This window comes from Acidimicrobiales bacterium, from assembly GCA_016794585.1.
Lineage (GTDB): Bacteria > Actinomycetota > Acidimicrobiia > Acidimicrobiales > DATDAH01 > JAEUJM01.
The window spans coordinates 36,438-48,069 of the sequence record JAEUJM010000002.1 but is presented as its reverse complement, the minus strand read 5'-3'; the positions used below and the strand labels follow the sequence as shown (position 1 = coordinate 48,069).

Below are 11,632 nucleotides of genomic sequence, written 5' to 3'. Positions count from 1 at the left end.
CACCGATCCTGCAACACATCCGACCAGAGCGCGAGGGCGACCAGCCGTGAGCTACCAGTGGAAGGCCGGCGAGGGCGTTGCCAACGGGTTCCGCCGTATTGCCGTCGAGGAGCTGACCGAGGCCCTCGACGGCCTGGCCGACCCGACCGTTCTGGGGGTGGAGGCGACCGTCCACGGTGCCCGCAAGCACTGCAAGAAGGTCCGGGGGCTGGCCCGCCTCGTCCGCCCGGGATTGGCCAAGGCGGACTTCCGCGCCGTCAACCAGGGGACCCGGGACGCGGCCGCCGAGCTCTCCTCGTTCCGCGACGCCCACGCCCTGCTGGCAACCTTCGACCGGCTGCTCGTCGCACCCGCGGGCGAGCTCGAGCGCCACGACCTCGACGTGGTGCGCGACGAGCTGGCCCGGCGGGCCGACGAGGCCAGTCGTGCCGTCGCCACCGGCGGCGACAAGGTCGAGGCCGCTCGGGCCGGGCTGGAGGCGGTGCGCGAGATCGTCGTGGACTGCGACGTCGAGGACGACCTCGACGTGCTCCTCCTGGGTGCCCGCACCACCTACGAGCGGGGCCGGGACGCGATGACCCAGGCGGCGAAGGCCGAGCACGACGAGGACCTCCACGAGTGGCGCAAGCGCGAGAAGGACCTCTGGTACGCCACCCGCCTGGTCGCGGCCGCGGCCCCGGCGGTGCTCGGGCCGCAGGCGAAGCTGCTGCACGTGCTGTCCGAGGACCTCGGCGACGACCACGACCTCGCCGTCCTGTCGGACCTCGTCGGCGTCGACCCCGAGGCCTTCGGCGGCGAGGACGCTGCGCGACCGGCGCTCGACCGGGCCTCCCGTGCCCGCACCGATCTCCAGCACCACGCGTTCGGACTCGGCGGGCAGGTCTACGCCGAGTCCCCCAAGGCCTTCACCCGCCGCCTGAAGGCCTACTGGCGGGCCTGGGAGCACGGCGACCCCGATCTCCCCGCCGATTGACGCGCTCCCCTCAAACCGTGCTCAGGGTGGGCTGAGGGCCCGACGCGCCTCGTAGCTGGGCGGCGCCGGCTCGACCCGCACCTTCACGTCGAGGGCGGCGACGCCGGCGGCGGACACGACCACCGGGTTGGCGTCGAGCTCGACCACCTCGGGCAGGTGGTCGGCGATCAGGCTGACTCGCAGCAGGAGGTCCTCGAGCGCTTCCACGTCCACGGGCTCGGAACCCCGGTAGCCGAAGAACAGCGGCGACAGGCGCAGCGACCGCACCAGGTCGCGGGCGTCGGCGTCGGTGACCGGCACGAGCTGGAGCGCAGTGTCCCGCAGGAGCTCAGCCTGCACGCCCCCCATGCCGAACGCCACGGTCGGCCCGAAGGACCGGTCGTGGAGGATGCCGACGATCACCTCGATGCCGGCGCCCGCCATCGGCTGGACGATCCCGCCCCCCATGGCGGCGCCGAGCCGGCGCTCCATGGCCTCGTAGGCATCACGCACGGCGTCGTCGGACGCGAGGCCGAGGCGCACCGCGCCGACGTCGGTCTTGTGCACGATGGCGCCGCTGGCGGCCTTGAGCGCCACCGGCAGCCCGAGGGCGCGGGCGGCGGCGACGGCCTCGTCGGCGGAGTGCACCTGGCGGGAGTCCACCACGGGCACGCCGAACGCTCGCACGAGGGCGAGAGCGTCGTCCGCGTCCAGCCAACCTCCTTCCGGCCGGGCGGTGAGGAAGGACTCGACCACCGCTCGCCCGGCGACCGGGTCGGTCCCGGGCAGGTCCGGCACGATGCCCGGGTCCCGACGCAACCAGGCCGCGTGCTCGGCCACCCGTCCGATGGCGCGCACCGCCGACTCGGGGAACGCGAAGGACGGGATGGCCCGATCGTCGTCGCGCAGCGACTCGGGCACGCCCTCCTGGCCGAGGAAGCAGGCCACGACCGGCTTCGAGCCGTCGGCCGCCCCGACGATGGCCCGGGCCACGTCGTCGGTGTTCGTCACCATCGGCGGGACGAAGATGGCGAGGACGGCGTCGACCTCGTCGGAGGCCAACAGCGCCCGCAGGGCGGCGTCGAAGTGATGGGCGCTGGCCGAGGCCACGAGGTCGATCGGGTTGCGCACCGTGGCCTCGGGTGAGCTCAGCGCCCGCAGCTCGGCCTGGAGCCCGTCGCTCAGCTCGGGCACCTCGAGCCCGAAGCTCTCGCAGGCGTCGGCCGCCAGGATGGCGGGGCCGCCACCGTTGCTGACGATGGCCAGTCGGCGGCCTGCGGGCAAGGGCTGGTGGGACAGCACCTGGGCGGTGTCGAAGAGCTGCTCGAGGGTGTCGACCCGGATCACGCCGGCCTGGCGGAACAGGGCCCCGACGGTCGCGTCCGGGCTGGAGAGCGCGGCGGTGTGGGAGGAGGCTGCCCGGACCCCGGTGGGAGTCCGCCCGCCCTTCACCGCGACGATGGGCTTCGTCCGTGCGATCTCACGCGCCAGGCGACCGAACTTGCGTGGGTTCCCGAAGGACTCGAGGTAGAGCAGGATCACGTCGGTCTCGGGGTCCTCCTGCCAGTACGGCAGGAGGTCGTTGCTGCTCACGTCGGCCTTGTTGCCGAGGGACACGAAGCTGGAGACCCCCAGCCCCAGGCTGCCGGCTCGGTGCAGGAGCTCGATGCCGAGCGCCCCCGACTGGGACGCGAACGCGACACGGCCTGCCGCCGGAGCGAAGGGCGCGAAGGTGGCGTTCATGCGGATGGCCGGGCTGGTGTTGACCACGCCCATGCAGTTCGGGCCGATCAGGCGCATGCCGCTGCGTCGGGCGAGCTCGACCACCTGGCGTTGGCGCTCGCCGCCCCCGTCGAACTCCGCGAAGCCGGCGGTGATGATCACGAGGCCGTGCACCTGGCGGCGGGCGCAGTCGGCCACCACGTCGACGACCGACTCGGCCGGAACGGCGATGATCGCGAGGTCGACGTCACCGGGGATGTCGACCACCGACGGGTAGGCGCGCACCGCGGCCACCGACGGCGCCGTCGGGTTCACCGGGTACACGGGACCCGTGAAGTTGCCGGTCACGAGGTTGCGGAAGATCTCGTGCCCGATCGTCCCCGGCGTGCGCCCGGCGCCGACCACCGCGATCGACCGGGGGGCGAGGAGCCGTTCCATCGAGCGGGCCTCGGCGAGGCGCTCCCGGCGGTCCTGGGCCACGAGCGCCGCTTCGGTCGGCGTGATGGGGAACTCGACGTGGATGGCCCCGCCCTCGAAGTGCTGGCTCATCGGGAAGGCGGTCTCGTGGAACACGTCGAGCATGCGCCGGTTGCCGGTGAGCACCTCGGCGGTGAAGGTGTCGATGCCTCGCTCGCCGGCGGCGAGGGCCAGGTGCTCCAACAGCAGGGTGCCGATGCCCCGGCCCTGGTGGGCGTCCTCGACGGTGAAGGCCACCTCGGCGCGTGTGGGCTCGTCCAGACGGTCGTAGCGACCGACGGCCACGAGGTCGTCGCCCAGCACGCCGACCAGCGCCATGCGGTCGACGTAGTCGACGTTGGTGAGGCGGGTCAGCCAGGCATCGCTCAGCTCCTTGAGGGGCGTGAAGAAGCGGAACTGGATGGTCTCCTCGGAGAGGCGACCGAAGAGCGCGTTCAGCGCGTCCCGGTCCTCGGGGCGGATGGGCCGGAGGTGCAACGTGGCACCGTCGGCCAACACCACGTCGGTCTCCCACTCGGCGGGGTAGTCCGCGGAAGCCACCGCGGCACCCTAACGGTCGCCGGGCGCAGCCCGACCGCCCGAAACTGGGTGTTCACCCGAGCGTCATCGGGACCTGCTCCACCGTTCCGTCGGGGGCGGTGTGCTCGATCAGCAGGGGCATGCCCTCGCCGCCGCCGACCCCCATCGAGCGCACCACCACGCCGGCGAGGTCGAGGAGCGGGCTGACGGGCACGATGGCCTCGGGGGCGTGCACACCGGGACCACCTTCGAGGGCACCACGGCGGTGCAGCACCGCGCCGAGCGCCGCAGGGATGCCGGTGCCCTCCCCCGCGCCTTCGTCGGTCGAGGCCAGCGTGCACACGTAGCGGTGGTCACCACCGTCCTTGCGCCCGTCGACCACCACGCGCAGCGCGCCGGCCGGGCCGGTGACCCCCGCCTCGGCCAGGAATCGGGGCCGCTCGTGGCGCAGGACCGCCACCATCATGTCGATGGGGGCGAGCTCCTGGCCGAGCACGTCCACCGGCTCCTCACCGCCCATGCCCGAGCGGACGAGGTCCTGCGTCATCGTGAAGTACGGCAGCGGGAACACGACGCCGAGGTTCGTGGCGCGACGCAGGGTCGGGAAGGTCGTGGGCAACGTGATGGTCTCGGGGTGCGGGTAAGGGAACACCGGGAACGTGCCCAGCCCCGGGAAGTCCTCGTGTCGCACGAACGCGGCGCCGTCCTCGCCGAGCTGGCGCACGTTCACGAAGGCGCCGTCCACGAAGAGCGGCACGTCGTTGACCATCGCGTGCACACGGTGCTTGATGACGGCCGGGCCCTCGTCGGGCTCGCCGCCGTGGATGTGCATGATGTCGACGCCGGTCACCTCGTCGAGCATCTGCTCGGCGCACAGCTTCACGAAGATGTTGGCCAGGCCCGGCGAGTTGCCCATGCCGATGAGCGCGGTCACCCCCGCTTCGCGGGCGGCGCCGTCGAGCTCGAGCATGGCGCGGGTGGCCGACAGGTCGTCGCAGATGTCGACGTACCCGACCCCTGCGGCGATCGCGGCGGCAAGGGTGGGCGGCCCGAAACGGTAGAAGGGGCCGACGCAGTTCAACACGACGTCGGCCCCGGCGATGGCGTCGGCCAGCCCCGGCGTATCGGTGACGTCGACGGTCAGGGGACGAAAGCGCTCGTCGTCGAGCTCCGCCACCACCGCCTCGACCGCGTCCAGGCGTACGTCGGCCACGACGACCTCGTCCAGCTCGGCCACGTGGGCGAGGGCCTCCGTGGCCACCCGGCCCACACCGCCCGCCCCGCCCAACACCACGATCGCTCCCATGTGCCTTCCCTCCGAAGGGCCCACCCGCTCGGTCGCGGGCGTCGACGCCGGAGGCGCACGCTACGCGAGGCGGTGCGTCAGGGCGACCAGCCCTCCGGGGCCAGCTCGAAGCCCTCGAACCGGAACGCCGGGGACACCGTGCAGCCCACGAGCGTGAAGGAGCCCAGCGAGCGGGCGGACTGCCACGCGCCGGCGGGCACGATGGCCTGGGGTACCTGACCGTCGAGCACGTCGGGGCCGAGCACCACCGGCACGTCGTCTCCGATGGACAGCTCCAGCGGTGCACCGCGGTAGTGGTGCCAGATCTCCACGGCGTCGACCCGGTGCCAGTGCGAGCGCTCACCTTCGCCGAGCAGGAAGTAGATGGCCGTCCCGCTCCCCCGCTCCCCGTCGACGTCGGGGTCACGCCAGGTCTCCCGGAACCAGCCGCCCTCAGGGTGACGCTCGAGGCCGAGTGCGGCGATGAGGGCGGCGGCCTCCGTCTCTGGGCTCATGGCGGGGAGCGTAGGGCGCGCCGAGCCCGCGCACGGCGGTGCGAGGCAGCGGCACCGGGACCACCGCCGTGTTCGTGCTACCGCCCGACACACGATATGTTCTTCGTCAATGTTCGATGACCTGCTCGAAGCCAACCGGCGGTATCAAGAAGAGTTCCGCGACACGGGCATGGCCGGGCGGGCCGCCCGGGAGCTCGCCGTGATCACGTGCATCGACTCCCGCATCGACCCGTTGCGCATGCTGGGGCTCGCGGCCGGTGACGCCAAGATCATCCGCAACGCCGGCGCCCGGGTCACCGATGACGCGCTCCGCTCGCTGGTGCTCGCCGCCAACCTTCTCGACGTCCGGCGCGTCTGCGTCGTGGCCCACACCGAGTGCGCCATGGTCGGCTCCACCGACGACCAGTTGCGCGAGAAGATCGGCGGCCTCCGCGACACGGACGCCTCGAGCTGGGAGTTCCTGGCGAGCACGGACCAGAAGGCGACGCTGGCGGCGGACCTGAAGCGCATCCGCACCTGCCCCCTGCTCCCCGAGGACCTCGAGGTCGGCGGCTTCGTCTTCGACGTGCGCAGCGGGGCCCTGACCCCGGCCTGACCGGACACCGGGCCGTGGAGATCCTCGTCCTGACGGACACGCACGTGCGCGCCGACCGCCGGCGCGACCTGCCCGCCGAGGTGTGGGACGCCGCCGACCGGGCCCACCTGATCCTCCACGCCGGCGACGTGGTGGCGGCCTCGCTCCTCGACGACCTGGCCGCGCGTGCGCCGCTGCGGGCCGTCCTCGGCAACAACGACGACGGCCTCGAGGCACGGCTCCCGGAGCAGGACGAGGTGGAGGTCGAGGGCGTTCGCATCGCCCTCGTGCACGACTCAGGCCCGACCAAGGGGCGGGCGGCCCGCCTCCACCGCCGCTTCCCCGACGCCGACGTGGTGGTGTTCGGCCACTCGCACCAGCCGCTCGACGAGGAGGGCGTGGACGGACAGCGGCTGTTCAACCCCGGGAGCTGCACCGAACGCCGCCGCGCCCCCCACCGCACCTACGGACTGCTGCACGTGGACGACGGACGGATCACGGACCACCTGATCAGGACCCTTCCCGGGCCCTGACCGCCCACCCGGGTCCCGCCACGCGCGGCCTCGCGCCCAGTGGGGCAATTCGTTTTCCCCCGACGGTTCTGCCTGCCACCCAGAGTGGGTAACGGGGCCCGGATGTCCAGAACAGTGACCGACGGGGTGGACGAGGCACCGGCCAGACGGGTGCTCGTCGTCGACGACCAACGCACGTTCTCGGACCTGCTGCAGCTCGCGCTCGACGTCCAGGACGACCTCGAGTGCGTGGGGGTCGCCCTCACGGCGGGGGACGCGCTCACCATGGTCGCGGAGGAGAGTCCCGACGTCGTGCTGATGGACGTCCAACTCCCGGACGCCTGCGGGATCGAAGCCACCCGCCGGGTCAAGGCCGACCACCCGCGGGTGAAGGTCCTCATCCTCACCGGTCGAACCGACGCCGCGTTGATGGCCCGGGCCGCGGAGGCCGGCGCCTCCGGGTTCCTCGTCAAGGACCACCCTCTCGAGTCCATCCTGACCGACGTCCGCTGCGAATCTGCGAGCGCCATGCCCGTCGCCCCCGTCGGTGTGGCCACCCTGGTCGAGGGCGGTCGGGCCGGCGACTCACCGGTCGTGCTGACCAACCGCGAGCTCACCGTGCTCAGCCTGCTCGGCGACGGCGTGCCCCCCAAGCAGATCGCCTACCGCCTGGGGATCAGCGTCCACACCACCAGGGGCTACGTGAAGAGCCTCCTGCGCAAGCTCGACAGCCACAGCGTCCTCGAGGCCGTCGTCACCGCGCAGCGGCGAGGGTTGCTCGCGTCCTCCGGCCCGGCCTGATCGCCAGGGGCGGCCCGCGCCTCCATCGGTTCAGCCGGCGAAGGACTCCTCCAGGCGGTCGAGCAGCGGGCGGAGGATGAGCGCGTACGTGTCGGCGATGGCCGGCTCACGATGCTCGGCCTGTGCGGTGAGGCGGTCCGGGTCCAGGGCGACGGCGAGGAAGGCCGCCTTGCTCGGGAAGGCGTTGAAGCGCACCTGGTCCCAGCGCCGCCCGTCCCCGAGGATCGTCCCCTCGACGTCGAGCCATCCCGCGATGCGCACGCCGTGGGGCACGGCCACGGCGCCCGCCGCGTCCTGGTAGCCCTCCATCGACGAGCGGGCCGACGCATCCTCGGCGAAGCGCAGGAGGTGGAGCACCACGACGGGCGGATCGTCCGGCGTGGGCGGATGGGGCACGTACTCCCACGCCGGAGCATCCTCGGGCAGGGCCGGCCAGGCCGTCGGTCGCGCACCGACGACGATCGTGCGCTCCATGCCCGCGTCCTTGTGCGGGTGCTTCTCCTCGAACGAGCGCAGGTGGGTCATGTCCACGAAGGCCCGCCGGTTGGGGTACTTCACCACCGCGACGCGATCCCAGGCGGGGTCGGCCCCGAGGAGCTGGGTGTCGACGGCGGCGAGGAAGACCAGGTCCGCCCCGACCTCCGCGAACGCCTCGAACGGCGCGTACTGGTCGTCGGCCTGCTCGCCGGTGAGATCGGTGGCCCGTCCGTCCACGTACTCCGCGACCGGCCGGTACTTCATGAAGTTGACCATCCACACCGGGCCGTCGCCCTCAGGCGACGTCTCCGCGAGCACGCGCTCGTAATCGAGGTCCACCTCGGCGTAGCGGATCGTGAGGTTCGGGTTGACCGCCATGGTCGTCCTTTCCGTGGCAGCAGGCGCCAGAAGTGGCAGCAGCTGTGTCACATCATAGACGAACCGGCAACCTCACGCCCGTGCGCCGACATCCGCCGGGAGGTCAGCGGCGAGCCAGCGGTCCATCGCCAGCCACTGCTCGTCGAGCCAGGCCACGAGCCCCGCTTCGTCCCGGGGGAGGTCCTCCCGCCGGTGGTGGACGACGCGGACTTCGACGGGGTCCACCAACGGGAGCGCCCGCCACAGCCTCCGGAGGGAGGACAGCGGCTCGAAGCCGCGATGGGCGAAACCGACGACGTCGGCGGACGGCGCGGCGCGCAGCAGCGCCAGGGTCCCGGCGGGACGAGGCGGGAGGAGACGGCGCAACGACCTCGCCACCTCCACCCGTGGCGAGCCTCGCTCGTCGAGGCGCGCCTCGGCACGATCGCGCCGGGCCGGTGAGAAGAGGCCGCCCTCGGGGAAGATGACGACGGCGTCGCCGGCCACCATCCCCTCGGCGAGCGCCTCGAGCGCGGCCACCTCGCCGGCGGAGTCCTCGCTCCCCCGGTCCACGAAGTGGTTGGGCAGACGGTGGCCCACGATGTCGAGGCACGGGTCCAGGCGCAGGCCGCTGGTGAGCACGTAGCGGAGCCGCAGCCCGCCCTGCACCCCGAAGACCTGCGCCGGCAGGAGCGAGTCGACGATGCTCACGTGGCGACTCACCACCACCACCGGCGCCGCCGGCGGCGCGCCGAGGTGCTCGACCTCGACCTCGAGGCGCAGGCCAAGGACCGGCCGGGCCGCGCGCACGAGCCCCGCGGTCCACCACAGCTGGAGTCGGCGGTTGGCGTCCTCCCAGCGCCCGCGCCGCAGTGGTCGCATGCACCACAGCCACGTGGCGCCGGCCACGCCGAGGACCTCGTAGGTCAGGTAGACGACCGCGAAGGCCACGAGGCGCAGCGTCGGGGTGCCGTGGTCGCGGCGGACGAGATCCACGATCGCCCCAACCAGCACCGCGGCCGGCGCCAGCAGGACGGTCGCCAGCCAGGCCAGGAGCAGCGCGGGCACGGTGAGCGCACGACGGGCCACGTCCTCATGGTCCCACCCGTCCCCTCGTGCGTCCCCACGCAGCTCGCTTGGAATTCATTGCTTCGTCACCGGAATCCCCGGTGCGGCGAAACCCGCATTCGGTACTCTCGACAGGACAACGACGACACGACGGTCAACGGAGACCACATGACCTTCCACCCCGACTGGAGCGACCAGTCCTTCCTCGAATGGCTCGAGACACAACCCCGTGAGGACGAGCTGCGCGATGCGTACCTGGCCCTCGAAGCCCATCGTGGCGAGCTCTGGACGCCCGGCACGCTCGCCAGCTATCGGCGCGACCGGTACGACATCGACGCCCGCGACGTCCGTCGCCTCGTCCAGGTGAAGGCCGCGCTCGCCCGTGAATGGGTGCGCACCGGCCAGGTCCCCGGCCCCGAACTGCACGGGCAGCCCGCCTGATCCACCCCCCGCCGGTTCCTCCCCGCGCGAGCCGTGGGTAGGCGGCGGTGATGCCCACGAGTTCTCGCCCCACCCCGGCGCCGTTCCTCGGCGCCTGGGCGACCGACCGCGGCGTGCGGTTCCGCCTCTGGGCACCCTCGGCCGAGCGAGTGTCGCTCGTCCTCGACGATCCTGACCACCCCGACGACCCCGACGAGCTTCCCCTCGGGCTCGACCCCGACCAGCCGGGCCACTGGCTGCTCCACGTCGAGGAGGCCGGGCCGGGCACGCGCTACCGGTTCCGACTCGACGACGCGCCGCCCCTGCCCGACCCCGCCTCGATGGCTCAGCCCGACGGCGTCCACGGGTCGTCGGCGGTGGTGACCCCCGACTTCGCCTGGAGCGACCACGCCTTCGTCGCACCCAGTCTCGCGGACTCGGTGTTCTACGAGCTCCACGTCGGGACCTTCACCGGCGACGGCACCTTCGACGCCGCCACCGCCCACTTCGAGCACCTGGTCGACCTCGGGATCACGACGGTGGAGCTCCTCCCTGTGGCGCAGTTCCCCGGCGGACGGAACTGGGGGTACGACGGCGTGTTCCCGTTCGCTGCACAGGACTCGTACGGGGGCCTCGACGGCCTCCGCCGCCTCGTCGACGCCGCGCACGGGCACGGGCTGGCGGTGTGCCTCGACGTGGTCCACAACCACCTCGGCCCCGAGGGCAACGTGCTCGGGCGGTACGGGCCGTACTTCACCGACCGGTACCGGACCCCGTGGGGTGACGCCCTGAACTTCGACGGTCCGGGGAGCGACGGGGTGCGCCGCTACTTCCAGGAGAGCGCCACCTTCTTCGCCGTCCACGCCCACATCGACGCGTTCCGGCTGGACGCGGTCCACGCGATCGTGGACAGCAGCGCCCACCCCTACGTCGAGGAGCTCACCGAGGTGCTCCACCGCACGCCGACGAGCGAGGGCCGCCCGGTGCTCGTCATCGCCGAGTCGGCCTCGGACGACCCACGGCTCACCCGTCCCGCGGGCGAGGGCGGGTGGGGCCTCGACGGCCAGTGGAACGACGACTTCCACCACGCGCTCCACGTCTCGCTCACGGCCGAGCGCCGCGGCTACTACGGCGACTACCGACCGGAGGACCTCGCCGCCGCGTTCGGGGGCTTCACCCACCACGGTCGCCTCGCTCCCTCGCGGGGGACGCGGCTCGGGCACCCCCACCTCGAGGTCGACCCGGGCCGAATGGTCGTGTTCTCGGCCAACCACGACCAGATCGGCAACCGGCCGACCGGCGACCGCCTCACCACACAGGTCGACGCCGACCTCGCCCGGGTGGCGGCGGCGGTGGTGATCCTGTCGCCCTCCATCCCACTGCTGTTCATGGGCGACGAGCACGCCGAGGTGGCCCCGTTCCCCTACTTCGTCTCCCATACGGACGCCGGCCTCGTGGAGGCGGTGCGGCGGGGGCGCCGGCAGGAGTTCGCCGGCTTCGCCGATGGCGGGACCCCGCCCGACCCGCAGGCCGAGGCCACCTTCCTGTCCGCGAAGCTCGACCACCGACGGGCCGCTTCGGGGACCGGCGCCGCCCGCTGGGAGCTCCACCGCGACCTGCTGCGCGCCCGTCGAGAGCTGCGCCCCCAGGCCGGCACCGGGACGGTCGACGCCGCCACGTCGCCCGGCTCGCTCCTCGTCACCTGGCACGGCCGTCCGGACCTCCCCGACCTCGCCCTGCTGGTCGCCTTCCGGCCCGACGGCGCCCGGCTCACACCGCCCGGAGCGGGGGACGAATCGGCTCGGTGGCTCTGCGTGCTCGACACCGCTGATGCACGCTGGGGCGGGCCCGGCGGCACGCCGGTGCCGCACCCGGGAGACCCCTGGCACCTGCCCGCTCCTGCGGCGGTCCTCCTGCGACGCGACGATCCCTGAGCACCCACCGGACTCGGAG

Annotated in this window: 11 protein-coding genes; 6 read left to right on the top strand and 5 right to left on the bottom strand. The window is 72.9% G+C overall.

Annotation, left to right across the window (positions count from 1 at the left end):
- The first annotated feature begins 46 nt into the window (after positions 1 to 46).
- Complete coding sequence (locus JNK12_01420) at positions 47 to 973, top strand: CHAD domain-containing protein (protein MBL8774552.1); 927 nt, start codon at positions 47 to 49, stop codon at positions 971 to 973.
- A 21-nt stretch (positions 974 to 994) separates the two neighbouring features.
- Here JNK12_01420 and JNK12_01415 read toward each other — a convergent pair whose 3' ends face one another.
- From JNK12_01415 to JNK12_01405, 3 genes are all read right to left on the bottom strand, one after another.
- A complete protein-coding gene (locus JNK12_01415) occupies positions 995 to 3,691 on the bottom strand; it encodes a GNAT family N-acetyltransferase (GenBank protein ID MBL8774551.1) in 2,697 nt (898 codons plus the stop codon).
- Positions 3,692 to 3,743: 52 nt separating this feature from the next.
- Positions 3,744 to 4,976: a saccharopine dehydrogenase NADP-binding domain-containing protein gene (locus JNK12_01410; protein MBL8774550.1), complete on the bottom strand. Its 1,233-nt coding sequence runs from the start codon at positions 4,974 to 4,976 to the stop codon at positions 3,744 to 3,746.
- 77 nt (positions 4,977 to 5,053) lie between these two features.
- Positions 5,054 to 5,470: a cupin domain-containing protein gene (locus tag JNK12_01405; protein ID MBL8774549.1), complete on the bottom strand. Its 417-nt coding sequence runs from the start codon at positions 5,468 to 5,470 to the stop codon at positions 5,054 to 5,056.
- A 109-nt stretch (positions 5,471 to 5,579) separates the two neighbouring features.
- On the opposite strand from JNK12_01405, the gene JNK12_01400 reads away from it, so the two are divergent.
- From JNK12_01400 to JNK12_01390, 3 genes are all read left to right on the top strand, one after another.
- Positions 5,580 to 6,065, top strand: a complete 486-nt coding sequence (locus JNK12_01400) for a carbonic anhydrase (protein MBL8774548.1) — start codon at positions 5,580 to 5,582, stop codon at positions 6,063 to 6,065.
- A gap of 14 nt (positions 6,066 to 6,079) precedes the next feature.
- Complete coding sequence (locus JNK12_01395; protein MBL8774547.1) at positions 6,080 to 6,577, top strand: metallophosphoesterase family protein; 498 nt, start codon at positions 6,080 to 6,082, stop codon at positions 6,575 to 6,577.
- A gap of 102 nt (positions 6,578 to 6,679) precedes the next feature.
- Positions 6,680 to 7,357 (top strand): response regulator transcription factor, encoded by a 678-nt coding sequence (locus tag JNK12_01390; GenBank protein MBL8774546.1) that lies wholly within the window; start codon positions 6,680 to 6,682, stop codon positions 7,355 to 7,357.
- A 30-nt stretch (positions 7,358 to 7,387) separates the two neighbouring features.
- Here JNK12_01390 and JNK12_01385 read toward each other — a convergent pair whose 3' ends face one another.
- Entirely contained in the window at positions 7,388 to 8,212 is an 825-nt protein-coding gene (locus tag JNK12_01385; protein MBL8774545.1) for a hypothetical protein, read from the bottom strand.
- A gap of 72 nt (positions 8,213 to 8,284) precedes the next feature.
- On the bottom strand, positions 8,285 to 9,280 hold the full coding sequence (locus JNK12_01380; protein MBL8774544.1) for a 1-acyl-sn-glycerol-3-phosphate acyltransferase: 996 nt from the start codon (positions 9,278 to 9,280) through the stop codon (positions 8,285 to 8,287).
- Positions 9,281 to 9,427: 147 nt separating this feature from the next.
- Here JNK12_01380 and JNK12_01375 point away from each other — a divergent pair, with 147 nt between their 5' ends.
- On the top strand, positions 9,428 to 9,700 hold the full coding sequence (locus tag JNK12_01375) for a hypothetical protein (protein ID MBL8774543.1): 273 nt from the start codon (positions 9,428 to 9,430) through the stop codon (positions 9,698 to 9,700).
- 50 nt (positions 9,701 to 9,750) lie between these two features.
- A complete protein-coding gene (gene treZ / locus JNK12_01370) occupies positions 9,751 to 11,613 on the top strand; it encodes a malto-oligosyltrehalose trehalohydrolase (GenBank protein ID MBL8774542.1) in 1,863 nt (620 codons plus the stop codon).
- Positions 11,614 to 11,632: the final 19 nt, after the last annotated feature.